We start from the raw sequence: 25,367 nt of genomic DNA on the forward strand, positions 1-25,367 counted from the left end.
CGGATTTTTCGTGCATAAAGGTGGTGGGAGAGTTGGATTTGCTACTGTAAGGTGTCTGCGCGGCAAGCCACCTAAGCAGTTACGGCGAGTTAGTCGATAAAACCGTGCAACTGTGCTGGATCGGCGGGGCGTGGAGGGAAGTTAGTTAGTTTCGAGTAACCATTCCACGCGCCACATGCCGAATCCGCTAACTGAATGCCGCACCACTCACACCGTAGAAATCATCACCAAACACATGTCGTCCTGCGGCATGTCCTGCTTAGCCAGCCCGCGCAACCGACCAACCAAACGCCTCAGCTCATCGTCGGCCACATCTCCACCACCTGCACCAGCCTCGCAACCTGCTCCCGCAAGTGCACCTGCCCCGTCACCTGCACTTGCACCAGCTCCTGCACTTGCAATAGCTCCTGCACCTGCACCTGCACCTGCACCTGCACCAGCTCCAGCACCTGCACCTGCACCAGCCTCGCAACCTGCTCCTGCATGTGCACCTGCCCCGTCCCCTGCATTTGCACTAGCTCCTGCACCTGCACCTGCACCAGCCTCGCAACCTGCTCCTGCACGTGGACCTACCCCGTCACCTGCACTTGCACCAGCTCCTGCACCAGCCTCACAACCTGCTCCTGCAAGTGCACCTGCCCCGTCACCTGCACTTGCACCAGCTCCTGCACCAGCCTCGCAACCTGCTCCTGCACGTGCACCAGCCCCGTCACCTGCTCCTGCACTTGCTCCTGCTCCTGTACCTCCGCCATCCTCACCGCTCACGCTTGCCCCCGAAGCCCCCATAACGCCCGTACCGCCATTCGCCTCGGCACCTGCACCCGTATCCCCCGCCAACCGCCAAGCCTCCAGCAGCCGCTCCACGCCAAGCTCCTGATCTTCGCCGATCCACTCGGCCACGCCGTCGGTGAACAGCAGCAGGCTCACTTGCTCGTCATACCGGAGCACGCCTTTCGTAATCTCGATCTTGTCGAAGAAGCCGATGGCGCAGCAGCCTTCCGTCAGCAGCTTATACTCGCCGCCGTCCACAATCGCGATTCCGGCCGGATGCCCGGCGTTGACGTACTCGATCGTCTTCCGCTCGATGTCGAGCACCAAGTAGATCGCCGTAAAATAATAGTTGATTAGCTCGTCCGCCATATGCAGCTGGTTCATCTGCCGATTGAGCGCCTGCATCACCGCCTCCGGGTCGGTCATCCGGGTAATCGACTCGCGCAGCGCCGAGTAAATGTACATGCAGACGAGCGAAGAAGAGATGCCGTGCCCCATCACATCGAGCAGGATGATTCCGTACCGGTGCTCCCCGATCCGCTGCCATGTGTAGAAATCCCCGGCTAGCTCCGAAGAAGGTTCATAGAACGCCCGAATCCGCACATGCTCGTCCTCGATCGGGTCGCTGAGCACGCTGAGCTGCACCTGCATGGCCAAGTCGAGCTCGTACTTGATCCGTTTGTCCCGCTCCTTGTGCCAGTCCTTCTCCTGCTTCAGCCGTAGCGCCGAACGAATGCGGGCGAGCAGCTCCACGCGATTGATCGGCTTCATTACGTAGTCGCTGGCCCCGGCATCGAGCGCCTCGGCGAGCTTGTTGGAATCGCCCAGCGCCGTCACGAAAATAATAGGGATATCCCGAAACCGCTCCTGCCGCAGCACGCGCCGGCAAGCCTCCAGCCCGTCAATCCCCGGCATCATCATATCCATCAGGATCAGGTTGACCGATGGCTCGGCCAGGCTGTCCGTCTCCATGCCCAGCAAATCGAACAGCTCTTGCGCGGAAGAAGCTTTGAGCAGATCCTCGTATCCTTCCTTGCGCAATATTTTTTCTATAATCAGCAAGTTCGTGGCATTGTCGTCTACAATTACGATGCTCATAAGATCATTCCCCTCTGGCGGGCTCCGAATGACAGTCCCTATCCCCATCCAACATTTGTAAACTAATGCAACGCTCCTGTATGTAGTTATACCACATTGTTTCAAAGGCTGAAAAGTCGGGTATAGGATGGCATGGACCCGTTCCATCAAAAAAATTTCAAACGAGGAGAGGATACACTATGGCAACGCAAACCAGCCGCAGCGGGTGGATGACAGGCTTCATGATCGGAGGCGTCATCGGCGCGGTATCGTCTTTGCTGCTAGCCCCGAAGTCAGGAGCCAAGATGAGGGAAGAGCTGTCGAATCGCTATCGCTCCATCCGAGAGAAGACTATGGATTTGGCCGAGACGGCCCGAGACAAAGGCAAGGAAGTCGCCCAGACGGTCAGCAGCCAAGCGGCCGATCTGATGGACAAAGCCAAGGAAAGCAAACAAGCGGTGACGGAGTCGCTGCAATCCGCGAAGGAGTCGATTCGCGAGCGCGCAGACGAGCAGTTCTCGAAGCCGAACTGACTTACGCCATCCGAACACGCGGACGTGCGACCGTACGCCGGAAAGAGGGAGGAATGGAGCGTGGAGAAATCAACGCAATCGAACCAGTATGAAGGTGTAGCCTTTGTAGAGGACTACAGGCGTGGCGACGAAGTCCCGCACAGCAGCAGGAAGGCGGCGCTAGACAAGCCGTTCGAGCCGGAGCAGCCTGCAACCGCCGAGGCGGAAGCCCAGCGACTGGCCGCAACGCAGAACGGGTCCATGGCACCGAATGAGAATGAGATGAAGAAGCTCGGGGAAGATATGAAAAGGATGAAAACGAACGCGGAGCTGCTCGAAGCGAATCTCATTCCAGATCCGCTGCAATAGCAGCTCCGACGTTTCAAAGCCGGCTTATTCTTGTTCTAGCAACATTAGGCGAAGCTCCCTCATGCGCGGCTTCACCTTCAGCCCCAGCTCCTTCTCCAGCATAGACTTGTACTTGTCATATTCCTGGAGAAAGGTAGCCCGGTCGTGCAGATGAGCGAGCATCTCGAGCAGCAGCTCGTACGATTCCTCATCAAAGGCATCGTGCTCAATAAGCCGCAATAGCGTATCCGTCGCCTGCTTCCCGGCGCCCTGCTCCATGTAAGCGCAAGCCAAGCGCCTACCGAGCAGGGCGTATTTGCGTTTCATACGTTCCTGCAGCGTGTGGCTCCAGGAGTAGTCTTTACCGTCGAACAAGGGCCCCCGGTACATGGTGAACACCTTCTGGATATCCTCCAGCGTCGAATGCCCCATCCCGCTCAGCTCCTCGGCCATCCGCTCGAAGTCGATCAGGTCGCAGCTGCAGTCGCCCAGCAACCGGTAGCTGCCCTTCTGCGCCTCGACCCGGTAATGGATGCCGTGCTCGACGAACGACTTCTTCAGACGATACACCGCCGTGTACAAGCTCGATTCGGCCCTTTCGGGCTCGGCCTCCGGCCAGAGCTGTTCGCAGATCTCCCACTTGGTCAGGCTCGCCCCGCCATGGGTAATCATGAAGGCGAGCAGCTCCTCCACCTTCGAGGTCGAGAACCGGACGGCCTCTCCCTTGCCCGGCCCATACAGCTCGAAGCGGCCGAAGCAATACATCCGGGCCGGTCGATCTTCCGCCGCGGCGGCGACCTCCGCCGGACCGAGCAGGCGCTTCAGCCTCTCCCAGCACCGGGCGATCTCCGCCGGTCCTACCGGCTTCAGCAGGTAGTCGATCGCATGCACGCGGAACGCCTCCAGCGCATACTCCTTGTAGGCCGTGACGAACACGATCTCCAGCTGCGGCAGCAGGCTGGTCAGCTCCGAGGCGAGCTCCAGCCCGTTCATGCCGGGCATCTCCACGTCCAGAAACGCTACATCCGGCTGAAGCGCCACCACTTGCTCAAGCGCCTCCGCCCCCCGCGTGAACGCCCCAACCACCTTCAAATTCGTTTGCTCTTCCACCAGCTTACCCAACAGCTGCAGGGCCGGTTTCTCGTCATCCACCAGAATGGCAGTCCACATGGTTAACAATTTCCCCTTTAAGACCTAGTCCGAACTAACATAGCCATGTACATTTTACCATGCGAATCCAGTTTGAGGCACACAAAAAAAAGAGAATCTCAGATACGGTATGTAACACCCGTTAACCAAGACTCTCTCACGACCAATCGAATACCTCTACTCCACTTGCACGGCTTGTTTCTGAGCGAGCAGGCACAGCTCGGCGGCTTTGAACGCATGCGCTTGCGTCATCGCCTTCTCCGTCCGGTTCAGGCAATCGAGCACCAGCTCCCCGAAGAACGGGAACCCGACCTTGCCGTGAAGCTCCAGATGCTGCTCCCCTTCGTCATTGACGAGGTACAAGTGATCGGACTCCCCGCTGCGGGCGATGTCGATATATTTGCGCAGCTCGATATAGCCTTTCGTACCGAGGATCACGGTCCGTCCATCGCCCCAAGTGCCGAGACCGTCCGGCGTGAACCAGTCGACGCGGAAATAGTTGGTCGCGCCGTTGTTGCCGATCAGCGTAGCGTCGCCGAAGTCCTGAAACTCCGGGTAAGCCTTGTGGTTGTAGTTGGCGATTTTACTCTGCACCACCTGCGCATCCGAGCAGCCGGAGAACGACAGGAACTGCTCGATCTGATGGCTGCCGATGTCGCACAGGATGCCGCCGTACTTCTCGAGCTGGAAAAACCAATCCGGACGCGACGGCAACCGCAACCGATGCGGCCCGAGACCGATCACCTGCAGCACCCGGCCGATCGCGCCGTCCTGGATCAGATGCCCGGCATGCACCGCGCTCTCCACATGCAGCCGCTCGCTGTAATAGACGGCATACTTCTTGCCGGTCGCCGCGGTCTTCGCCCGGGCGGACTCCAGCTGCTCCAGCGTCGTGAACGGCGCCTTGTCGACGAAATAGTCTTTGCCGTGGTCCATCACCCGCAAGCCCAGCTCGCAGCGCTCGGACGGAATGCCCGCCCCGGCCACCAGTTGTACTTCCGGATCCTGCAGAATTTGCTCCACATCCGTCGCCTGCTGCGCCTGAGGGAACCGCTCGACGAAAGCCGCCACCTTCGCCGGATCTTTGTCGTACACCCATTTCAAAGTCGCTCCGGCTTCCAGCAAACCGTTGCACATCCCATATATATGACCATGCTCGAGCGCCGCCGCCGCGAATACGAATTCCCCCGGCTTGACCACCGGTCTCGGCTTTCCCTGAGGCGCATAATTCATGCCGTCCGCTTTTTGCATCCCATTCACGCTCCTTCATCTTCATAGTTTTTTCTGCCACTACCTTATGGTACAACAGTCCGCTTATCTGCGATTGCTTGTACTTGGGCAACTTGTCCCGTCTAATTATACCTCATTGTTCTGATAACGCGAAAATCGAGCGGGGCTCCAGCAGAAACGGCACTACGATGCCCGGGATGTTGGAGAGCGGCAGCACATCCTCATGCAGCCGGATGCCGAGCATCTCGCGCATGAAATAACGCCGCTTCAGACAGCGGGCGTACATGGCGGGGAAGCGCTCCCCGAGCTCCGTCTGCAAAGCGGAATCGGCAAGCACGTACCCCTCCTCCATGCGTGTGGATCCGTACACCGGGGATTTCGGAATGACATCGAGTTGAATAACCATGCCGGAGCGGAGCCGAATATCCGAAGCCGGATAAAACGGCGAGCTGATCCATTCGTCCAGATGGATGAGATGCCCGGGGTTCAGCTTGATGCCGAACCGCTCGGCAGGCAGCCGGTCACCGACCAGCTGCACGAAATCGCCAGCCCGCGCTCCTACCTGCAGCAGACCGAGCCACTCGCCCATCGCCTCGTAAAACGGCCCGGCGAAGTCATCTATATAGCCCCTTGCCTCCTCCGGCAAATCGTCCGCCGACTCCGCCACCCAGCCGACACGGCATATGTTGCTGCCCCAGTAGCAGATGTTGGACGAGAGCGGAAGGCCCCGCGTCACAATCTCCCCGCGGGCGCTCGACAGGCCGATCCGATTGCCGCCTGCTTTCAACGTCATATGGGATCCGAGAGGCTCGCCGCTATACTCTGCGCGCTTGAGCAGCTCATGGTCCGTCATCCCTTCGCGGATACCCAGCAGCACGCGCTTCATCCCCTCCGACGCAAGCACGTTCGTGTATTCGAAGTAAGCGATCTCCGCCGCCGAACACGATGTTCGCAGCCCGCGGTCCGGGTCGATGAACAGAGCAGCCGCGTTCGTCACGTTCTCATAACCGGCGAGACTGCGCAAAGTGTCGGCGATATACGACGGACAGTCGAGCGCATGCGCTCCTCCGGGGTGCTCCTCCTCAGAGTAATATTTCCATCCCGCACACCCGATCCTGGAGTCGCTTCCGATTCCTTCTTCAGAGAAAATCTCACTTAGCTTCCGGCCACCCTGCCTGGATATGTTCATCAAGGAGAAGGTCGGGTAACATTCCGTTCTAAGCCGGCCCGCCCTGTACAACGGACTGATAGGCAAATAACCTACGCACTCCACCCCAACCAGCAACAGCGGCGTCCCTGTCCGAGCGACAATGAGCAGCGCTTCCTCGAAGCGAGGGTCCAATCCGGCCAAGTAGGTGACGTTGGCAAAATGCTCCCGATCGGCATAAACGACCAGATGGGTCAGCCCGTGCTCCTTCATTCGCTCCTTCGCCCTGGTTATCCGCTCCTCATACTCATCGATGGAGGCATAAGAAATCGCTTCTCCTCCGCCGAACTCCGGCCACTCGATCTCGATCCGTTTGAATTTCAATAGGAATCCCTCCGCCAGCACATGATACTTCCATGGTAGGGGCCGCCCTTGCTGCTGTCAACGCATCATTGTATCGCCAGCCGATCAAACGCAAAAGCACAAAATGATTCATACCGTGCGCCTAAAGATTAGCCGCGCCGCATAACGCCGGCACTGGCATGGAATTCAGAGCTGTCACGAATTGATTATAGTGGGGAAGCCGCGGCACGGCTAACATTAGGAACAAGGCCAGAGCACGAAGACGAAGACGAAGACGAAGAGGTGTCAGCAGATGGAAAACCTAAAGGCGCAATCGGAGCCAAAGCCCCTACTAATCGATGCCGATGTGCATAACGGAATACGAGATCCGCGGGATTTGCTCCCCTATCTGGATAAGCCCTGGCACAAGCAATGGATCGGCGGCGGGACCGGCGTCGGCCAGCCCTACTATAGCCCGGTCGGGGTGCTGAGGAAGGACGCGATCCCGGACGAAGGAGGCAGCCCAGGCAGTCACCCGGCTTACATGGTGAAGGATCATATCGAGCGCTTCGGCTTCGACTATGTGATTCTGACGGGGCAGAACATCCTGGAGCTGTCGCTCAATCCCGATATGGATTACGGCAGCGCGGTCGTGTCCGCTTACAATGATTATTTGATCGATCATTGGCTCGCGGCCGATCCCAGATTCAAAGGCGCCATGGTGATCAACCACGCCGATCCGCAGCAGGCGGTCCGGGAGATCGAGCGGATCGGCGGCCATCCCGACATCGTGGAGGTCATCATGTGCAGCGGGAGCACGCGGCTGTTCGGCCACCGCTCCTACCATCCGATCTACGAGGCGGCGGAAAAGCTGAGCCTCCCGGTCGCGATCCACCCCGGGACCGAAGGCCGCGGCCTGGCCGGAGCGCCTACTCCGGCCGGCTATCCGTCCCGGTACATGGAGTGGCACAACATCCTGCCCACCAACTACATGGCGCACATCAACAGTTTGGTGTGCGAGGGCGTCTTCGAGCGCTTCCCCGGCCTGAAGGTCGTCGCGATCGAAGGAGGCATCGCCTGGCTGCCCCATCTCATGTGGCGGATGGACAAGAACTACAAGGCGCTGCGGGACACGACGCCCTGGCTGCGCCAGCTACCGTCGGCTTATATCCGCGAGCATGTGTACCTGACCACGCAGCCGATCGAGGAGCCGGAGGTTCCCGAGCACCTCGTCCAGCTCGTCCAGATGTGTCAGGCCGAGGATCGCCTCCTCTACTCGAGCGACTATCCGCATTGGGATTTCGATCCGCCCAAACAAGCGCTCACGGCCTTCCCGAGAGAGACGCGCGCCAAAATCCAGGGCGGCAATGCCGCCAAGCTATACGGACTGCATCAGAAAGCCAATTTGAGCTAAGGAGGAGCCGCGGTGAATGCATCTAGACACAATATATTCAAAGACATCCGTCGGGATCGCTGGCTCTATTTCATGGCACTGCCCGGAATTCTCTACTTCATTCTTTTCAAATATTGGCCCATGGGCGGGGTTGTGATCGCGTTTCAGGACTTCCATCCGTTCACCGGCTTTACCGGCAGCAAGTGGGTCGGGCTGAAGCATTTCCACCGGCTCTTCAGCGATCCCGATTTCTTCATGCTGCTGCGCAATACGCTGATGCTGTCGGTGTACCAGCTGGTGTTCGCTTTCCCGGCGCCGATCATCCTGTCCCTCATGCTGAACGAGCTGCGGCGGGAATGGTTCAAGCGCTCGATCCAGACGCTCGTCTACATTCCGCATTTCATGTCCTGGGTGGTCGTGGTGTCCATGTTTTTCGTAGTCTTCGAATCGCCGACGAGTTTGTTCCAGTCCATTCTCGAGACGCTGGGGCTGCCGACCTTCTCCATCATGATGGATCCGGATCTATTCCGCCCGATGTACATCCTCCAGGTTATCTGGCGGGATACGGGATGGGGGACGGTGATCTACCTCGCGGCTCTCGCGGCGATCAGCCCGGAGCTGTACGAAGCGGCCAAGATGGACGGAGCCGGGCGGTTCCGCCAAATCTGGCACATCACCCTGCCGGGCATCCGGAGCACGATCGTCATCCTGCTGCTGCTGAAGCTGAGCGATATTCTGGAGACGAGCTTCGAGCATGTGTTCAACCTGGTCAACTCGCTGAACCGCGACGTGGGCGAAGTGTTCGATACGTACGTCTATCGGGTCGGTCTGATCAACGGCCAGCTCAGCTACGCCACCGCCGTCGGCCTGTTCAAAGGCATCATCGGCCTGCTGCTCGTGATGCTGGCGAACCGGATCGCCAAGAAATTCGGCGAGGAGGGACTATATTAATGGCGCCCAAAGGCATGGGGAAACATTTGTTTGATGTCGTCAACGTCACTTTGCTCGTGTTGTTCGCCCTGATTACGATCATTCCGTTCATTCACGTCATCTCGAGCTCGTTTGCTTCCGTCGCCGAGTACAACTCCAAAAACTTTTTGCTAGTGCCGACGGAGTTCTCCTTGAAAGCGTACCAATATATTTTTACGACGAATGCCCTGCCCCGCAGCTTGGGGATCACTGTCATGATCACGGTCTTGGGGACGCTCATCTGCCTGCTGTTCACGACGCTGTTCGCCTATCCGCTGTCGCGTCGGCGCTTTCACTTTCGTCGGACGATCCTATTCCTAATCGTCTTCACGATGATCTTCCAGGGTGGGATGATCCCGGACTACCTGATCGTCAAGGAGCTCGGCCTGCTGGATTCGTACTGGTCGCTGATGCTGCCGAGAGCGATTATCGCTTTCTATCTCATTATCATGATCAACTTCTTCCGAAACATTCCGGAGGAGCTGGAGGAGTCGGCCAAAATGGACGGCTGCGGGGACTTGCGGATGTTTTTCCGCATCATGATCCCTCTCTCGCTGCCCGCGATCGCCACGCTGACCTTGTTTTACGCCGTGTTCCAATGGAATACGTACATGCATGCGATCCTGTACATCAACGATACGGAGAAATGGCCGATCCAAGTGCTGCTCCGCCAAATCGTGATGGTGTCTCAGGCCGGGTTCGTCGAGCAGGGCTCCGTGGAGGGGGAATCCTCGATTCCGCCGGATACGGTGAAGATGGCCGTCATCACGGTCGCGACAACCCCGATCTTGCTCGTGTATCCGTTTCTGCAAAAATATTTTGCCAAAGGGGCCCTCGTCGGCTCAATCAAAGGCTAAAGGTCCAGGCAGGAGGTACTCGCGATGGAAAAGATTTGGGTCGCCCACAAAGACGAAATCGTCGAAGGCGCATGCAAGATCGTCAAGGTCAAAAACGCGGAATACGGCATTTACAAGGTCCGTGGCGAATACTACGCCTGGCGCAATGTTTGCCCGCACTTCGGGGCTCCCGTCTGCAAGGGGGTCATCACGGGCACGCGCCTGCCGTCCTCGGTCTATGAATACAAGCTGGGTCGCGACAATGAAATCGTCCGCTGTCCTTGGCACGGCTGGGAGTTCGACTTGATTACGGGCGAGCATCTGGTCGATCCCGATACCAAGCTTCGGCCCGGCAAGCTTGAGGACGGCGGCGCCGAAGAGGAACGCTTGGAGAAAGCCGATCTGGAGCTCCAGGCGGGCGATCTCTACATCTGGTTGTAATCATCCGGTTTCAAAGCCGCCGGCATTACCCTGCCGGCCGCATGACTCATAATTATGCTTATTCCCAAAAAGGAGGAGTCGCAAATGAACAAAAAAAGCAAGCTCCAAACATGGGGTGGCCCGCTCGGCGTGGCCATCCTGACTACCGCCGCCCTGCTCTCGGGCTGCGGCGCATCCGACGACAAGCCGTCCGCTTCTAGCTCGGCCAGTCCATCCGGGGGGCCCGCCGCGACGCCGGCCGGACCGGCCAAGGTGTCCATGCTGAACGTCTATTTGTCCAACACGGCTCCAAAAGCCGATGGGCCCATCGTGAAGGAAACGGAGCGTATCGGGAACGCCAAGCTGGACATCACCTACGTGCCGTTCAACGTGTACAATGAAAAACTGAACGTCACGATGACATCCGGCGATATGCCGCAGGCGATCATGGTCGAAAATCCGTTTATCACTTCGATCCTGAACGGTGTTCGCTCGGGGATGTTCTGGGACCTGACTCCTTACTACAACGAGTTCCCGAACCTCAAAAACTACGACAAGCAGATCCTGAACAATCTGTCGATCGACGGCAAAAATTACGTGATCCCGCGTCCGCGCCCTCTCGTCCGTCTGGCTACGATTATCCGCAAGGATTGGCTCGACAACGTAGGCTTGAAGGAACCGACGACAATCGATGAATATTATTCTATGCTGAAAGCGTTCAAGGACAAGGACCCGGATAAAAACGGCGCGAACGATACGTACGGCCTGATGATCTATGAAAACAACATCCCTAGCGAGATCTTCGCCTGGTTCGGCGCTCCGAACAACTGGTCGGTCGATAAAAACGGGACGTTCGTCAAAGACGCCGAGACCAAGGAATACAAGGATGGGCTGAAGTTCGTGCGCAAGCTGTACCAGGAGGACTTGATCAACAAAAACTTTGCAATCGTCGTCCGTAACGAGGCTCGCAAAGATTTGTACAACAACAAGGTAGGCTCCAGCATCGAGTCGATCGATGCGGTCGTTCCCTTCTACTACTTCCAGATGGAGGACACGAAAAACCGGTTCCCGCTCACCGTCAGCCCGCCGATCAACGGAAAAGCCTATGCCGCCGCCGGCCATTACGGCGGAGCGCTCATCCCGAAGACCAGCGTGAAGACAGAAAAAGACTTGAAGGAAGTGCTGCGCTACTTCAACGCCGTCAACAGCGACGCGGCCAAAGCCGAGTTCGTCAAAATCGCTCAAGAAAATGAGAAGAAGCCGGCTGCCGACCAATTCAACCTGGACGATCTGAAAAACCTGATCACCACCGACGCCGTCGTGTACCCGGTAGGCACGACCGACACCGACAATATGCTGAAGAAACGGATGGCGGAGCATGCGGGAGTCAGCATCCCGGATCCGTCGAACGGCTTGATCTCCCCTACGCAGACGGAGAAAAACGAACAGCTGAAGACGATCCTGCTCGATGCGCGCGCTCAGTACATTATGGGCAAGATCGACGACGCCGGCTACGACGCCGCAGTCGCGCAATGGAAAAAGACCGGCGGCGATCAAGTCGCCAAGGAGCTGTCCGACCTGTACAAGAAAAAGTAAGCCGCATGGCGCGGGACTGTATCCTCTCGGAAGGGGACAGTCCCCTTCCTGCCTTCTTCCGTCCGGTATGCTATGATGGGGGTGAACGGTACTATGGGTAGAGCGAGGGGCACCATGAGAACATTACCTACATCGAGCTTTTTCAAAAATTTGGTACTGCTCAGCTGCATTATCGGGATCTTGCCTATCGTCTTGTTAGGCTACTATTCCTATCAAAAATCGTCCGCGATCGTACAGGAAGAGGTCAAATCCAGCCAGCTTCTGATCCTGAAGCAGAACAAAGAAAAAGTGGAATCCCTGCTCAAAACCATCGATACCTTGACCACCCAAGCGATCAGCCGGCCCGTAACGACGAACGCCGTCTCTATGCAGACTGCGCTCGACCTGCCGCTAATATTTGAAAATCAAGTCGTGTTCGAGAAGCTGATCTATGAGCTCGTGCAGATTCAAGTATTCGAGCTGGGCATCCAGAACGTCCACATGATGAGCTATCGCCAGAATTGGGTGTTCGAGGGCGGCGCCATCTACCCGATGCAGAATCGGGCGATCATCGAGACGCACGACAAAAATTTATATACGCTGCAAAGCATGCTTCTGTCTTACCGTGACGACACCCGCCGCTCGTACTGGAAGCTGACGCAAGACGAGAAAAACGGCTACGTCCTGAAGCTGATCAAGCATATTCCGCTGAATGCGATCGATCCGGTCGGCCTCATCACCGTAAACATACCTATGCAGGAGCTGGGCAAGCGCCTCACGGGCGATGCCGGCGGGCAAGGCAACACGCTGATTCTGGACGACACGGGCGCGGTCCTCGCCAGCCTGAACGGCGGGGAGATCGGGAGGCGCGTGCAGGACGAAGCTTATTACAGGACGATCCGGGCCAGCTCCGAGCCGGAAGGCTTCTTCTTCTACGAGCAGAACCGTCAAAAGGTAGTCGTGCACTACAACCACGCCTTGTACAACAACTGGATGTATGTGTCGATCACCCCCTTGGCCGATCTGATGCGCAAATCGGACAGCATCAAGCTGTATACGATTTTGTTCGCCGCCATCTTGATCGCGCTCGTCATCACCACGTCGTTTATCGTCTCCCATCGGCTCTACCTGCCGATCAACCGGATCTACCATTCCATCCAGCCGAACCGCTTGAAGAAACGGGACAACGAGCTGGAGACGATCAGCGAGCATCTGGTGCACTTGTCCCAGTCCAGCACGAAGCTCAGAGGCCAGATCGAGCTGCTCCATCACCAGACTCGCGAATTTTTCGTCTTCAAGCTGCTGCAGGGAGAGGTGCCGCCCGACACGATCGACGATCAGCTCGCCCAGCACGACTTCCCTACGCAGTGGGACCAATGGTGCGTGCTTGCAATCCAGATCGATACGCTAGAGGGGACTCGCTACCGGGACAAGGACATGAATCTCATGCGCTTCGCGATTCACAACATCGTGGAGGAGTTGGTCCCTCCGTCCATGCGGCTCAGTCCCGTCATCCAGCATCAAGGGCTCATCCTGATCCTGGGCGGAGGTCTGGAGGAGGATATGCCCTTCAAGGTCCAAGTGTTCAATAAGACCGAGGAAATTCGGACGAATGTCAAAACGTATTTGAACCTGAAGATTAGCATCGGCATCAGCCGGAGCTACTCCAGCTTCCTCTACGCCCCCCTCGCCCATCAGGAGAGCCTGGACGCCCTGGCCTACCGGGTGAGGCTCGGCTCGGAATCGATCCTGTTCATCGACGAAGTCGAGCCGGTTTCGGAGCCGACGTTCCGCTACCCCCGGGAGCTGGAATTTCAGATTTTGGAGGCGATCAAGCAGGCGAACCCGGAGCAGGCCCGGGAGCGGCTCCATGCCCTGCTCGCCTATTTGTTCGAGCACCCTTTGAACCATCACGACTACCAGCACTTCATCGGCCGTTTGTTTAACAATATGACCGGCTTGGTGCAAGATGCCGGCGCATCTGTACAGGAGGTCTTTGAGAAAGAGATGTTCTCTTCGGACATCCTGGTGCGTATGCATACGACCGAACAGATCGAGGACTGGCTGTGGAAGCTGGTCGTTGAGCCCCTGCTGACATGGACGGAGGAGCGCCAGCGCCAGCAGCAGGTGAACATCTCGATGCTGATCATCTCGGAGATCGAGCGGCACTACGACCAGGAGCTGAGCATCGACATGTTCGCCGCCCGGCTTCACTACCATCCGAGCTATATCAGTCGGGTGTTCAAGAAGGACACCGGCGTCAATTTCTCCGACTACTTGTCCAACTATCGTATCGAGATCGCGAAGCGCTGGCTTGCGGAGACGGACATGCGGATCTCGGACATCGCGGAACGGCTCCAGTACAGCACGGCTTCGAATTTCAATCGCAACTTCAAAAAGATGGTACAGGTGACCCCGAGCCAATATCGGGAGCAATTCAAATAGAAGGAGGCCTCTATGAGCGCAAGGATGTATAGGCCCGCTCAAGTGATACGGGCTTCCGCGGCGGCCCTTCCCGAGGGGAAGAGGGTGGCCCAAGGCTGGAGTGCGGTCTATGTGGGCGAAGGCCCGGATGGAATGGAATTGAGCTGGGAGGGCGTGAAGCTCGACCTGGAGACGCCGGACTCGGAGCTGCTGCAGCAGGACTCACTGGAGTCGCGGGGGCGGCAGGCGGCTTCGATTCGGCCTGGCTCGGCTGTAAGCAGCCGGCTGCGTCTCTCGGTCGCGCTGGATTATCGAGATGCCCGGCAGGTGGATGTGTATTTGCTTCATTCGGGCACTTGGATCGGCGCCTTGGATATTCGCTATGCCTATGTATTCCAGCCGTTCGAGCTTGTGCTGACGGCCAAGCAGACCGCTGCCGTCGTACGCGAGGGAGTGCGGCTGGAGGTCCGGGGCGGGCTGCAGCCGCTCTGGGTGTTTGACGGCTTGGGCGGGGATGAGCAGCGTTTGCTGTTCACTCCCCACTTGGCGATCGGCGAGCCGGATTCCCGCGTGGAGTCGGCCCTCGCTACGCTGCTCTCGCTGCATTCCTTGCAGCCGTTCGGCTGGATGGAGGGCTGCGTGCTCGACGGGCTGCACTGCCTGCGGCCGCTGCTCGGGGCGGAGCGGGTCGATCCCGTCCTGGAGCTGCACCTGCGTCAATATTTTGACGACCGGGGCCAGCTGCTATATGAGGATCTGCACGGCCGCCAGGCGGACGGAAGGTTCACGACGATCGAGGCTACCCTCCCGGTGGCGATCATCGCGCAGCTCCAGGCCGACCATCCCGTGATACCTCGGGCGATCGCGTTCTTCGAGAGCAAAGGGCTAGGACACGGCGGGGTCGTCATGGACGACGACATGGTGTCCGCCGAAGGCTGCTACACCGTCGCTTACCCCCTCGCCGTGCTGGCAGCCCGCTTGGGCCGCCGGGACATGGCCGAGCAAGCGATCGCGCAGGTGCTGCTGCGACGCGACTGCCTGGCGCGCGGTCCGCATGTCTATCTTCGCTATATGCTGCGCTCGCAGGAGCACACTTTTCGCAGCTGGGCGCGGGCCTTCGCGTGGTATTGTCTCGGGCTGGTCAAGACATGCGTCGAGCTCCGCGATTCCCCCTACTCGCGGCTGCCCGGCATGGCCGAGCTCGAAACGGAGATCGTCCGCGTAGCTCAGATCGCTGTGGAGTGGCGCCAGCCCGACGGGCTCTGGGCGTGCTTCCTGGACGATGCCGCGACAGGCATCGACACCTCGGGCTCCGCCGGCATCTCGGCGGCGCTGGCTCTAGCTGCCGGCCGCGGACTGCTCCCGGCAGCGTACATGGATATCGCCCGGCACAACCTGGCGGCGCTGGCCGCCTATCTGACGCCGGACGGCATCTTGGCGGGCGTAGCCCAGCACAACGCCGGCGGGATGGAGCTGCAGCGCGGCGGCTACCGCGTGCTGTCGCAGATGGGGCTCGGCCTGTGGGCACAGCTGTATGCGTATACGCAAGGTGCGTAAGGTAAGACAAAGCAAGAAGCTCCCGGTTCAGTTCCCCCGGGAGCTTCTTACTTCATTCGAACTCTTCCATCAATTGCCGAAAATCGCTTCCCATACCGGCGCCGTTGTGCCGCCCGGATATTTGATATAGAGCAGATAGTAGACGGTCACGCCTGTAATCGCGGTCAAGAACCAGATAATCGACGTCCATGGACCGATTTTACGATGTTTGGCGAGTTGATTTTTGTAACCCCAGCGAAGCGTAATGATGCCCATAACCCCGCCGACGGTCGCCAGCACAATATGGAACAGCAGAAACGCCAAGTAGTAATGCTTCACCGACTCCGGTCCGTCGAACAGCGTGTTGCCTACGAAGATGGTCCGGGACAAGTAGAAGATGAAGAACAGCGTAGCGAATACGCCGGCGAGCGTCATGACGCGCTGATGGGCCTGGATGTTACGGCGCGCGATCAGCACCCAGCCGATGGCGACGCAGATGGCGCTAATGACGATAAACGAGGTACTGAGGGTAGGCAAAAGTTTGAACATAGCTTATACACCATCCATCTGAACTGAATTGCAGGAAAGCCTCTTATACAGCCGCTGGCCCCGGTTCCATCTCGTTGTCATCGCCCTTCTCGCGGCCATACCAGCTGAAGAACACATAACCTAACGCCCAACCATAGACGATCTCTTGGGCTACCTTCATAATGACGCCGCCAAGCTGTTGATCCTCCTGGGCGCCCAGCAGCAAGAAATCCGCCGGTCCTCCACTGAAGCTCTGCAGCAACGCTTGTGCGTTCGTCGGCACGCAGTAGCCCATCGCCTGTGCCCAGATCGCCGGGTCGTTGTACGTTGCATAGATCGTCGAGTCGGCGAAAATAAGCAATGCGCAAGCCGGTGTAATGAGCACGCCCATCGAGAAAATGTACGCCATCTTCTTGAGCTCGGAGATCGGGTTCACTTCCGGCGTCGGATTGAGCACCGGCCACCACATCATAAACGCGGACACCAGCAGCACGAAGAACAAGATCCGGTGCACGGTGAAATGTGTCATGACATAGTCGTGGATGAACGGCATGTGGTAAAACGAGAACAACACGTTGAAAATAAACACGGTCAGCATCGGGTGCGTCAGAAACGCGAATACTTTCTTGGCCCGCGGGTGGCGGATCAACGGCCGGATCATCCAGCCCGGAATACCGAGCAGCATCAGCGGCGGCGCTACCAGATAGGCAAGCGTCATCGACGTCATATGCGCGCTGAACATGAGATGTCCGAGCAGATCGATCGGTCCCCCATGGGCCATATAGTACACGAGCAAACCGAGCAGGAAGCATAAAGCTTTGCCTACGGACACCGGCTCCGATTCCCGGAATACCTTCGTCCGGTATGGACCGATCAATCCCAAGTAAGCGACAGCAATCAGTATGGCGATGACCATGTTAAGCGGACTCCAGATTTCACTGAAGCTGAAATATTGCAGACCGAGCATGACATCATCCACTCCCTTCTACTTTAACAAAAAAGGGGGGCCATCCTGCGCGCCCCCCGACATGGTTACCACCAAATCCAAAATACGACTGCTGCAACACCCGTAAGTGCAATGACGAATCCGAAGATGATCCCGACTGCTGCATATAAATGTCCGCGATCTTTCATGTGCATCCAGAACAGCAACTGGAAGCTCGCTTGAATCAACGCCAGCATGACGATGAACAACAGGGTGAACGTCCGTCCGATCTCGGCGTAGACGACGACGAAAGCCAGAATCGTCAGGACAATCGACAACGCGAACGACAAGTAGTGATTCTTAGGACCCTCATGATAGTGACGATGGTTGCTTTGCTCGGATGAGGAATGATTGGATGCCATCTTACTCGGCCACCTTTCCCATCAAGTAGACGATCGTGAAGATGAATACCCAAACGACGTCGATGAAGTGCCAGTACAAGCTTGCCAAATACAGCTTGGGTGCCGTAACGACCGTGAGCCCTTTGCGAGCCAGCTGCAGCATCAGCAAGGAGATCCAGATGACCCCGAACAAGACGTGGGCTCCGTGGAACCCGACTAACGTATAGAACGAGGAGCTGAACGCGCTCGTGGAGAACTTGTGGCCCTCATGCACATACTCGAAGAACTCATAAATTTCAAGACCCAGGAATCCAAGTCCGAGCAAGACGGTAATCCCGAACCAGAGCTGCATGGCGCTGGTTGACTTGCGATGCATCGCTTGCACGGCGAGCACGCTCGTCATGGAGCTCGTCAACAACAGGAATGTAGCAAGAGCTACAGTAGACAGCTTGAAAATTTCCATGCCCGGAGGGCCGTCGGCAATCTGGTTGCGCAGACCGATGAAGGTCGCGAACAAGCAGCCGAAGAGAACCGTCTCGGCACCGAGGAACAACCAGAAGCCCAGTACTTTATTGCGTCCTTCCAGCGTCGCCTTCTCGGGTTCCGCAGGCAAGTTGTGCAAATCTGCGTGGCTACTCATCCTTTGACCTCCTTATCCTGCAACTCTTCAACCTCGATATGGTAACCCGGGTCGTCGAACACGGAGCGCAGCAGCATACAAATCAAAGCGACTACGACACCGCCGGCGGCTACCCAGTGGTTCTGGTACATGAATCCGAATCCGGCGATGAACAAGCCGGTGGACATAATGATCGGCAACGGCGAACCGTTCGGCATATGAATCGATTGCAGCGGTTCTGCCGGCGTCATTTCCTTTTTGCCGTCTTGCTTTTCTTTGAAGAGAGCGTCCAGGCCGCGTACGAGAGGCAGCTGCTTGAAATTGTATTCCGGAGGCGGCGATGGAATCGTCCACTCGAGCGTACGGCCGTCCCATGGATCCGCAGAAGCATCCTTAGGTTTCATGCCGGTGATGATGATATTGACGATCAGCAGGATCGTACCGATGCCCATCATGAAGGCGCCGATGGAACTGATCAAGTTCATCGTTCCGAAGCCTTGGCCGTCCAAGTATGTGTATACTCGGCGAGGCATCCCAATCAGTCCGAGGAAATGCTGGATGAAGAACGTCAAGTGGAATCCAAGGAAGAAGAACCAGAACATCCACTTGCCAAGCGTCTCGTTCAGCATGCGTCCGAACATCTTCGGCCACCAGTAATACAGGCCGGAGAACAAGCCGAATACCAAGCCCCCTACGATAACGTAGTGGAAGTGAGCGACGACGAAGTACGTGTCATGGAACTGGAAGTCCGCAGCCGGAGCCGCCAGCATGATCCCGGTCATCCCGCCCATTACGAATGTAGGAATGAAGCCTACGGCGAACAGGTTCGCGGTCGTGAAGCGGATGTGTCCGCCCCACAGCGTGAAGAGCCAGTTAAAAATCTTGATCCCCGTCGGAACGGCGATCAGCATCGTCGCGATCGAGAAGATCGCGTTGCCCACCGGACCGAGGCCCGTCGTGAACATGTGATGCACCCAAACCATGAAGCCCAAGAAACCGATAATGACGGTTGCGAATACCATCGCGCTGTATCCGAACAGCCGCTTGTTGGAGAACGTACTAATTACTTCCGAGATGATGCCGAATGCCGGCAAGATCAAGATGTACACTTCCGGGTGTCCGAAGATCCAGAAGATGTGCTGCCAGAGAACGACGTTGCCGCCGGCCGCCACATCGAAGAAGTTCGCTTCGAACAACCGTTCGAACATCAGGAGTACGAGACCTACCGTGATGGCAGGGAATGCGAACAGGATCAGTACCGATGTAATGAAGGATGCCCATGTGAAAAGCGGCATTCTCATGAAAGACATGCCTGGTGTACGCATGTTGATGATCGTAACGACGAAGTTGATACCCCCGATAAGTGTCCCGATCCCCGCTATCTGCAAGCCTAGCACGTAGTAATCTACGCCCCTGCCTGCGTATTCCGGCGTGGAGAGCGGCACGTAAGCGGTCCAGCCTGCGTCAGGCGCGCCTCCGAGCAGCCAGCTCAGGTTCATCAGTACGCCGCCGGCGAAGAACAGCCAGAAGCCCAAGGCGTTGACGAACGGGAACGCTACGTCGCGCGCCCCGATCTGTAGCGGGACGACCGCATTCATAAAGGCGAAGATGAGCGGCATCGCGGCGAAGAAAATCATCGTCGTGCCGTGCATCGTCAGGAGCTGGTTGAACATCGATGCGTCGATCGCGTCGTTCATCGGCTTCATCAGCTGAACGCGGATCAGAATCGCCTCAAGTCCGCCGATCAGGAAGAAAAATCCGCCTGCCAGCAAATATAGAATACCGATCTTCTTATGATCGACGGTCGTAAGCCAGTCCATCAAACCGCGGTATTCTTTCTTAACATGGTGAGCATGTGCGTGTGCCAACGTTTGAAACCCCCTTTACTTCGACTTCTGTGCGGATAAGTATTCGACTAGCGCATCGACTTGCTTCTCGGTCAGTTCCATCGTTGTCTCCATCTTGGAGCCCGGAACGGTCATCGGATTCGGCATCAGGTTGCCCGGTTTCACAGCTTGAGGATCTACTAGCCAAGTCTTGAGGTTGGCCTTCAGATCGCCTGCTTCCCGGTTGAACAACATGCCGGCTACGGTGAAGCGGTCTCCGTAGTTCACGAGGCTAGGAGCCGCCTTGCCGCCTACAACCTGTTTCGTGGTCGTATCGAAAATCGCGTGGCAGCCGATGCAGCTTTTCTTGAATACTTCTTCGCCTTCCTTGTACAGAGCCGAGGTGGAAGCTGTTCCGGTAGGACTCTTCATGCCGGCGATCCAGCGATCGAATTCATCCGGCGTTACGGCCTTCACCTTGAAGTCCATGAGCGCATGCGACGTCCCGCAGAGCTCGGCGCACTTTCCGTAGTAAACGCCAGGCTTGTCAGCGACCAGGTAGTGCATGTTGGTCAAGCCCGGGTTGTTGTCTTTCTTTCCGCCCAGCGTCGGCACCCAGAACGAGTGGTTGACGTCAGCGGATTCCAGGTGGAACGAGATCGTGCGGCCGGTCGGGATAACCAAATCTTGCGCCGTAACGATTTTCTCGTTCATATATTCGAACTCCCACCAGAATTGGTGGCCGGTTACTTTCACCTGCAGAGCGTTCGGATCCTTGGAGTAGTCTTTATCCAGCTCGAACGTGTACTTAACGGTAGGAACCGCGATGACGAGGAGCAGGAGGAACGGGATGACCGTCCAAATGATCTCCAGCTTGTGGCTGCCTTCTACTTGCTTCGGCACACCGGTCTGGCCCGGACGTTTGCGAAAACGAACAAGTACATACACGTAAATGATGGCCACGACGACGAATACTGCGATCATCACGACAAGGGAAATTAGAATCAGCCACAACTGTTTCTCAGCTACCGGCCCTTTCGGATTCAAAGTGGTCAGTTCGTCAATACCACAGCCCGATAGTATGAACGTCATCATCGCCAGAAGCGGGACTATGCGCCATACAGTTTGCCACCTTTTCATTCATCATCAACCCCAATTCTTGGTTTTACATAGATCAATCGTGCGAGGAAGACCAATCTATTATAGCGATCCGGCGTCTGTTACCCGGGCTTGGCTACCCCGAAGCGGCAGTGGCGAAAGGCCTCTCGGCACCTTCGCTCCCGACACTCGAAAACCGCCCCAAGCCGTCGAAAAATCGGACTCCGGATGGCCATATCTTGTCAACAAACCCTAATCACTTTATTAACTATAAATAGGTACCACTTTTTTGTCAATCTTCCTGGCACAGTTCACAAAATGTTCTCATATCAAGGCTTTTCGCCATTTTTGCCCCCTCCAAACGGACCTTTTTAGAGGGGCATTTCCACAAAGGATCACATATTGGTTATTTCCTTTTCTCTGTCGATTTATGCAAAATTTTCGCGTATTGCCTGATGCGAGTAAGGCGCATATTCTGGCCCGGGAAGCAGACAATACGGATAAGAATTTGATCATCAACCGGCCAGGAGGATTGCCTATTATGCCGAGCGCGAATGCGATGATGAAATGGATGGCATGCGTAGCCATAACGACCAGCTTGACGGCTTGCTCGTACAAGCGACATTTCGAGAACAGCCCTTCCGACTATGGCAGCCGGACCGCCCAACACGAAGCAACCGGCTACCGCACGTACAATACGCAGCTGAGAGCAGCCGACCACAACAATACGACTATGTCATTCAGCCAGACGGACTCCGACGTCATCGACGACATGAAGGGCATTCGCAGCTCCTTCGTTATCCTTACCGATAAAAATGTGTATGTGGCGATTTTGCTCGACGGGACCGCTACAGGGGCCAAAGGGAAAGGAACGCGTTACCGCAGCGACCGCACGATCGCATCCCCCGGGGTGGACGATCACTCGAGCATCGTGAAGCCGTTGCAGCCGGGCGATATCGCCATGGAGAAGTACTCGTTCCCTACAATCCCGAACCCGCAGGATATTTCGAGCGAGCTGCAGACCGAGCTGACGCAAAAAATACGCGAGCTGCACCCGGACAAAGTAAATGTGTTCCTTTCAGCTAACGCGGACTTCATCAACCAATTCAGCCGATATGCGCATGAAGCTTGGCGCGGAGCGCCTTTGCAGCCTTATGTGCCGGAGCTGAACGCCCTGGTGCAGGATCATTTCGGCGACCACGGCATCATCGACCTGACGCCTTGACGAGTTTCTTCATCTATATAGCTTTGGCGGAGCACTGGGCGGCGCAAGTCCCCGGTGCCTTTTTACGTGGACTGTCGGCAACTTGTCGGATTTTGCAAGAGTCTTAGGAGGGAATGGATTGTCTCTAATCGAATTGATTCTGTATGCCGATAAAAGGGTATAGACTAAAATTCGAGAGGTGTCACAATTGGAGAAATCTACATTAATAGGGGTCGTGCTAGGGATCCTTTCCGTTGGCGTCGGGATGGTGCTGAAGGGAGCCCACCTCGGATCCCTTTTAAATTATGCCGCTATTCTGATCATCATCGGAGGTACGGTCGCCGCGGTCATGGTCGCTTTCCCCATGTCCGAGCTGGCCAAGGTGCCTGCGCTGTTCCGCATCGTATTCATCAAGCAAAAGCTTACACCTAAGAGAGAGCTGATCCAGTTGTTCATCGAGTGGGTGACGATTACCCGCCGCGAAGGGCTGCTTGCTCTCGAGAGCAAGGTGGAAGACATCAACGATCCGTTCCTGCGCAACGGGATGCGGATGATTATCGACGGCAACGAACAAGAGTTCATTCACGACGTTCTGATGGAAGAGATCAACGCCATGGAGGAACGTCATCGTTCCGGGGCGCTTATATTCTCGCAAGCCGGCATGTACGCCCCTACGCTTGGCGTACTGGGTGCCGTTATCGGTCTGATCGCGGCACTTAGCAACCTGAACAATGTCGCCGAGCTCGGCCACTTGATCTCCGCCGCTTTCGTCGCGACGCTGCTCGGGATTTTCACCGGGTACGTCCTCTGGCACCCGCTCGCTACGAAGCTGAAGCAGATTTCCAAGAAGGAAGTCGAAATCAAGCTCATGATGGTCGAAGGCCTCCTGTCGATTCAATCCGGGATCTCCGCCATTGCCATCGAGCAGAAGCTGTCGGTGTTCCTGACTCCTTCCGAACGTTACGGTCCACAAAACAACGAGGAGGAAGAGGAACGTGGCCAAAAAGCGAAAGCATCATGAAGAGGAGCACGCAGACGAAACCTGGCTGATCCCCTACGCCGACTTGCTCACGCTTTTGCTGGCCTTGTTCATCATCCTGTTCGCCTCGAGCGAGATGGACTCCAAGAAATACGATCAAATTATGCGCAGCTTGAACTCGGCCTTCAACGGCGGAGTCAGCTTGTTCGAGAAGTCGCAGATCCCTCCGATCACGCTGGATCCTACGGATAAGAATCACGACAAGACGCAGGACTTCACGCAGCAGAGCCGGTCCACCATCGTGTTGACCGAGGCGACGAAGGAGCAGCTGGCTCAGATGAAGCAAGAGCTGGAGGATATGCTAGAGCTGCAGAAGCAGCTGAACCAGTATATTGCGGACAACGGCTTGTCCACACAGCTGGAGACGAAGCTCAACGAGGATCAGCTCGTGATTACGATCCGCGACAACGCCTTGTTCGGCTCCGGCAGCGCGGAAGTGAAGCCGGAGGCGCGGCGGTTGGCACAGGCGATCGGTGCGATGCTGGCGAAGTATCCGAATTATCAGATCGAAGTGGCCGGGCACACGGACAACATTCCGATCAGCACCGCGCAGTTTGAGACGAACTGGGACCTCAGCTCCAAGCGGGCTTTGAATTTCTTTAAAATCCTGCTGCAGACGAGCCAGATCGATCAGAAGCGGTTTAGTGTTATCGGGCGTGGCGAGTTTCAACCTATCACGACGAACGCGACCGCAGAAGGCCGTGCGATGAACCGCCGCGTCGAGGTGTCGATTCTGCGCAACATCAAGACCGGGACGTCCCTCTCGGCTCCAACGCAGTAGGCGAATGGTTGCTAGATATATGAAATCACCTTTTGCGGCAGGATTCTCCCCTTTTGCGGCGAATTGTATTAGTTAATACCCTTAAGATTGAGCCGTCTATTTTGTTAGGCGAGCCGTCATATTCATCCGTTCCAAGCGAATATTATGTAGGAACATCCCATTTCACTAAACGGAAGGTGGATTATCCATGACTGGACTCACATCGAAATCGCGGATCTTCGTGTTTACCGGGCCCGACGGTTCCGGGCGGAAGACAGTGGCGGATATGGTCGGTACGACGCTGGAGCTGCGCAAGGTGCTCTCCTGCACCACTCGCGGGAAGCGCCCCGGGGAAGTGGAAGGCCAGGACTATCAGTTCATTAGTGTCGAGGAGTTTCAGGAGGCGGAGCAGGCCGGGCAGTTTATTGAAAGTGTTACGATTAACGGCAATCATTACGGGATTCGGCAATCCGATTTGGATCAGCTGCTTGCCGCCGATGATTTCATCTACCTGATATTGAATCATGACGGAGCTTCGATTTTGAGAAGAGTTTATGGTGATCTTGTAACGGAGCTGTTCTTGTACGCCGACCGAGACTCCGTGCTGCAACGCCAACGGGATCGCGGGGATTCGGAGGATGTCATCCGCAATCACATGTCCCATTACGACGATGCGATGGCGTACCAGAGCCAATGCGATTTCGTGTTTGAGAATTTGGATTTGGCGCATACGGTATTCGCGATCACGAACTATCTCGAGCCTTACTTGGATCGGCAGCTGTTGAACTTGGATTAAGCTGCTTCGGGCGGCAACTGCATAACCATTTATTATGTGCCTCGTTTCCTTCTGTGGGAGCGGGGTTTTTCTTTTGACGGCGATTGTGACACAATAGGAGATGATAAATGAGCTCGAGTCAGGAGGATAATCGATCATGCGCATGATTTCCATAGAGCCTACACCTAGTCCGAATTCGATGAAAATCAATTTGGACCAAACGCTGAGCAAAGGCGAGAAACGAACATACGACAAGCGGAATGCTGGAGCGGCTCCCGAGCCGATACGGCAGTTGCTTGCGATTGAAGGCGTTACGTCCGTGTTCCATACGGCGGATTTTCTGGCGGTGGATCGCAATCCGAAGGCGGATTGGCAGACGATTTTGTCGAGAGTCGAGCAAGTATTGGGAGGCGGCGCGGCGGGCGGTGATGGTGGGGCCGGGGCTGGTGGCGGTGCGGGTGTC

The 25,367-nt window shown here is 56.7% G+C and carries 24 protein-coding genes; 14 read left to right on the plus strand and 10 right to left on the minus strand.

The genetic code is table 11. From position 1 onward, the window contains the following. Positions 1 to 207: 207 nt before the first annotated feature. Complete coding sequence (locus tag PKO02S_RS32850) at positions 208 to 1,869, minus strand: PP2C family protein-serine/threonine phosphatase (RefSeq protein WP_176594940.1); 1,662 nt, start codon at positions 1,867 to 1,869, stop codon at positions 208 to 210. A 179-nt stretch (positions 1,870 to 2,048) separates the two neighbouring features. On the opposite strand from PKO02S_RS32850, the gene PKO02S_RS25420 reads away from it, so the two are divergent. Together PKO02S_RS25420 and PKO02S_RS25425 are read left to right on the plus strand one after the other, a co-directional pair. Beyond that, positions 2,049 to 2,381: a YtxH domain-containing protein gene (locus PKO02S_RS25420; protein ID WP_127587493.1), complete on the plus strand. Its 333-nt coding sequence runs from the start codon at positions 2,049 to 2,051 to the stop codon at positions 2,379 to 2,381. A gap of 60 nt (positions 2,382 to 2,441) precedes the next feature. Further along, entirely contained in the window at positions 2,442 to 2,729 is a 288-nt protein-coding gene (locus PKO02S_RS25425) for a hypothetical protein (RefSeq protein WP_127587495.1), read from the plus strand. A gap of 24 nt (positions 2,730 to 2,753) precedes the next feature. Here the strand turns inward: PKO02S_RS25425 and PKO02S_RS25430 are convergent, their stop codons facing one another. From PKO02S_RS25430 to PKO02S_RS25440, 3 genes are all read right to left on the minus strand, one after another. Beyond that, positions 2,754 to 3,878, minus strand: coding sequence for a response regulator (locus PKO02S_RS25430; protein ID WP_127587497.1), 1,125 nt, complete (start codon positions 3,876 to 3,878; stop codon positions 2,754 to 2,756). Positions 3,879 to 4,034: 156 nt separating this feature from the next. Next, positions 4,035 to 5,108, minus strand: a complete 1,074-nt coding sequence (locus PKO02S_RS25435) for a Gfo/Idh/MocA family protein (RefSeq protein ID WP_127587499.1) — start codon at positions 5,106 to 5,108, stop codon at positions 4,035 to 4,037. A 112-nt stretch (positions 5,109 to 5,220) separates the two neighbouring features. Continuing rightward, positions 5,221 to 6,618, minus strand: a complete 1,398-nt coding sequence (locus tag PKO02S_RS25440) for a M24 family metallopeptidase (protein WP_127587501.1) — start codon at positions 6,616 to 6,618, stop codon at positions 5,221 to 5,223. Between the two features lie 271 nt (positions 6,619 to 6,889). On the opposite strand from PKO02S_RS25440, the gene PKO02S_RS25445 reads away from it, so the two are divergent. From PKO02S_RS25445 to PKO02S_RS25475, 7 genes are all read left to right on the plus strand, one after another. Continuing rightward, entirely contained in the window at positions 6,890 to 7,990 is a 1,101-nt protein-coding gene (locus PKO02S_RS25445) for an amidohydrolase family protein (protein WP_127587503.1), read from the plus strand. 72 nt (positions 7,991 to 8,062) lie between these two features. Beyond that, positions 8,063 to 8,920, plus strand: a complete 858-nt coding sequence (locus PKO02S_RS25450; protein ID WP_127587532.1) for an ABC transporter permease — start codon at positions 8,063 to 8,065, stop codon at positions 8,918 to 8,920. Then, the gene (locus PKO02S_RS25455) at positions 8,920 to 9,795 is read left to right on the plus strand and encodes a carbohydrate ABC transporter permease (RefSeq protein ID WP_373865245.1); all 876 of its coding nucleotides are present in this window, start codon (positions 8,920 to 8,922) and stop codon (positions 9,793 to 9,795) included. Before PKO02S_RS25450 ends, PKO02S_RS25455 begins: the two co-directional genes overlap by 1 nt. A gap of 24 nt (positions 9,796 to 9,819) precedes the next feature. Next, positions 9,820 to 10,215 (plus strand): Rieske (2Fe-2S) protein, encoded by a 396-nt coding sequence (locus tag PKO02S_RS25460; RefSeq protein WP_127587505.1) that lies wholly within the window; start codon positions 9,820 to 9,822, stop codon positions 10,213 to 10,215. Between the two features lie 84 nt (positions 10,216 to 10,299). After that, on the plus strand, positions 10,300 to 11,790 hold the full coding sequence (locus PKO02S_RS25465) for a type 2 periplasmic-binding domain-containing protein (RefSeq protein WP_164821685.1): 1,491 nt from the start codon (positions 10,300 to 10,302) through the stop codon (positions 11,788 to 11,790). Positions 11,791 to 11,904: 114 nt separating this feature from the next. Then, positions 11,905 to 14,214, plus strand: coding sequence for an AraC family transcriptional regulator (locus PKO02S_RS25470; RefSeq protein ID WP_164821686.1), 2,310 nt, complete (start codon positions 11,905 to 11,907; stop codon positions 14,212 to 14,214). 12 nt (positions 14,215 to 14,226) lie between these two features. Then, positions 14,227 to 15,750: a glycoside hydrolase family 88 protein gene (locus tag PKO02S_RS25475; RefSeq protein ID WP_127587511.1), complete on the plus strand. Its 1,524-nt coding sequence runs from the start codon at positions 14,227 to 14,229 to the stop codon at positions 15,748 to 15,750. Positions 15,751 to 15,819: 69 nt separating this feature from the next. On the opposite strand, the gene PKO02S_RS25480 is transcribed toward PKO02S_RS25475, so the two are convergent. From PKO02S_RS25480 to coxB, 6 genes are all read right to left on the minus strand, one after another. Beyond that, positions 15,820 to 16,278: a DUF420 domain-containing protein gene (locus PKO02S_RS25480; RefSeq protein ID WP_127587513.1), complete on the minus strand. Its 459-nt coding sequence runs from the start codon at positions 16,276 to 16,278 to the stop codon at positions 15,820 to 15,822. A gap of 43 nt (positions 16,279 to 16,321) precedes the next feature. Continuing rightward, a complete protein-coding gene (ctaG, locus tag PKO02S_RS25485; RefSeq protein WP_127587515.1) occupies positions 16,322 to 17,224 on the minus strand; it encodes a cytochrome c oxidase assembly factor CtaG in 903 nt (300 codons plus the stop codon). Between the two features lie 65 nt (positions 17,225 to 17,289). Beyond that, complete coding sequence (locus tag PKO02S_RS25490; protein ID WP_127587517.1) at positions 17,290 to 17,604, minus strand: cytochrome C oxidase subunit IV family protein; 315 nt, start codon at positions 17,602 to 17,604, stop codon at positions 17,290 to 17,292. Position 17,605: 1 nt separating this feature from the next. Further along, a complete protein-coding gene (locus PKO02S_RS25495; RefSeq protein WP_127587520.1) occupies positions 17,606 to 18,223 on the minus strand; it encodes a cytochrome c oxidase subunit 3 in 618 nt (205 codons plus the stop codon). Continuing rightward, positions 18,220 to 20,022 carry a cytochrome c oxidase subunit I gene (gene ctaD, locus PKO02S_RS25500; RefSeq protein ID WP_127587536.1) on the minus strand — a complete coding sequence of 601 codons (1,803 nt, stop codon included), beginning with the start codon at positions 20,020 to 20,022 and terminating at the stop codon, positions 18,220 to 18,222. The genes PKO02S_RS25495 and ctaD overlap by 4 nt, the downstream gene beginning before the upstream one ends. A 63-nt stretch (positions 20,023 to 20,085) precedes the next feature. After that, positions 20,086 to 21,168, minus strand: a complete 1,083-nt coding sequence (gene coxB, locus PKO02S_RS25505; RefSeq protein ID WP_127587522.1) for a cytochrome c oxidase subunit II — start codon at positions 21,166 to 21,168, stop codon at positions 20,086 to 20,088. A gap of 499 nt (positions 21,169 to 21,667) precedes the next feature. Between coxB and PKO02S_RS25510 the strand changes: the two genes are divergently transcribed. From PKO02S_RS25510 to PKO02S_RS25530, 5 genes are all read left to right on the plus strand, one after another. Continuing rightward, the gene (locus PKO02S_RS25510; protein WP_127587524.1) at positions 21,668 to 22,351 is read left to right on the plus strand and encodes a hypothetical protein; all 684 of its coding nucleotides are present in this window, start codon (positions 21,668 to 21,670) and stop codon (positions 22,349 to 22,351) included. 187 nt (positions 22,352 to 22,538) lie between these two features. After that, complete coding sequence (gene motA / locus PKO02S_RS25515) at positions 22,539 to 23,351, plus strand: flagellar motor stator protein MotA (protein ID WP_127587526.1); 813 nt, start codon at positions 22,539 to 22,541, stop codon at positions 23,349 to 23,351. Then, positions 23,326 to 24,150 carry a flagellar motor protein MotB gene (locus PKO02S_RS25520; RefSeq protein ID WP_127587528.1) on the plus strand — a complete coding sequence of 275 codons (825 nt, stop codon included), beginning with the start codon at positions 23,326 to 23,328 and terminating at the stop codon, positions 24,148 to 24,150. The genes motA and PKO02S_RS25520 overlap by 26 nt, the downstream gene beginning before the upstream one ends. A 187-nt stretch (positions 24,151 to 24,337) precedes the next feature. Then, positions 24,338 to 24,925 (plus strand): guanylate kinase, encoded by a 588-nt coding sequence (locus tag PKO02S_RS25525; RefSeq protein ID WP_127587530.1) that lies wholly within the window; start codon positions 24,338 to 24,340, stop codon positions 24,923 to 24,925. A gap of 136 nt (positions 24,926 to 25,061) precedes the next feature. Then, positions 25,062 to 25,367: NifU N-terminal domain-containing protein (locus PKO02S_RS25530; protein ID WP_174819956.1), on the plus strand; the 306-nt coding region annotated here is incomplete at its 3' end.

Source organism: Paenibacillus koleovorans NBRC 103111 (genome assembly GCF_004000845.1).
Taxonomy (GTDB): Bacteria; Bacillota; Bacilli; order Paenibacillales; family NBRC-103111; genus Paenibacillus_AA; species Paenibacillus_AA koleovorans.

Coding starts and splice junctions, on each gene's coding strand:
- PKO02S_RS32850 (WP_176594940.1), bottom strand. CDS start 1,869: ATGAGCATCGTAATTGTAGACGACAATGCCACGAACTTGCTGATTATA.
- PKO02S_RS25420 (WP_127587493.1), top strand. CDS start 2,049: ATGGCAACGCAAACCAGCCGCAGCGGGTGGATGACAGGCTTCATGATC.
- PKO02S_RS25430 (WP_127587497.1), bottom strand. CDS start 3,878: ATGTGGACTGCCATTCTGGTGGATGACGAGAAACCGGCCCTGCAGCTG.
- PKO02S_RS25435 (WP_127587499.1), bottom strand. CDS start 5,108: ATGCAAAAAGCGGACGGCATGAATTATGCGCCTCAGGGAAAGCCGAGA.
- PKO02S_RS25445 (WP_127587503.1), top strand. CDS start 6,890: ATGGAAAACCTAAAGGCGCAATCGGAGCCAAAGCCCCTACTAATCGAT.
- PKO02S_RS25450 (WP_127587532.1), top strand. CDS start 8,063: ATGGCACTGCCCGGAATTCTCTACTTCATTCTTTTCAAATATTGGCCC.
- PKO02S_RS25455 (WP_373865245.1), top strand. CDS start 8,920: ATGGCGCCCAAAGGCATGGGGAAACATTTGTTTGATGTCGTCAACGTC.
- PKO02S_RS25460 (WP_127587505.1), top strand. CDS start 9,820: ATGGAAAAGATTTGGGTCGCCCACAAAGACGAAATCGTCGAAGGCGCA.
- PKO02S_RS25465 (WP_164821685.1), top strand. CDS start 10,300: ATGAACAAAAAAAGCAAGCTCCAAACATGGGGTGGCCCGCTCGGCGTG.
- PKO02S_RS25470 (WP_164821686.1), top strand. CDS start 11,905: ATGAGAACATTACCTACATCGAGCTTTTTCAAAAATTTGGTACTGCTC.
- PKO02S_RS25475 (WP_127587511.1), top strand. CDS start 14,227: ATGAGCGCAAGGATGTATAGGCCCGCTCAAGTGATACGGGCTTCCGCG.
- PKO02S_RS25480 (WP_127587513.1), bottom strand. CDS start 16,278: ATGTTCAAACTTTTGCCTACCCTCAGTACCTCGTTTATCGTCATTAGC.
- ctaG (WP_127587515.1), bottom strand. CDS start 17,224: ATGCTCGGTCTGCAATATTTCAGCTTCAGTGAAATCTGGAGTCCGCTT.
- PKO02S_RS25490 (WP_127587517.1), bottom strand. CDS start 17,604: ATGGCATCCAATCATTCCTCATCCGAGCAAAGCAACCATCGTCACTAT.
- PKO02S_RS25495 (WP_127587520.1), bottom strand. CDS start 18,223: ATGAGTAGCCACGCAGATTTGCACAACTTGCCTGCGGAACCCGAGAAG.
- ctaD (WP_127587536.1), bottom strand. CDS start 20,022: ATGGACTGGCTTACGACCGTCGATCATAAGAAGATCGGTATTCTATAT.
- coxB (WP_127587522.1), bottom strand. CDS start 21,168: ATGAAAAGGTGGCAAACTGTATGGCGCATAGTCCCGCTTCTGGCGATG.
- PKO02S_RS25510 (WP_127587524.1), top strand. CDS start 21,668: ATGCCGAGCGCGAATGCGATGATGAAATGGATGGCATGCGTAGCCATA.
- PKO02S_RS25525 (WP_127587530.1), top strand. CDS start 24,338: ATGACTGGACTCACATCGAAATCGCGGATCTTCGTGTTTACCGGGCCC.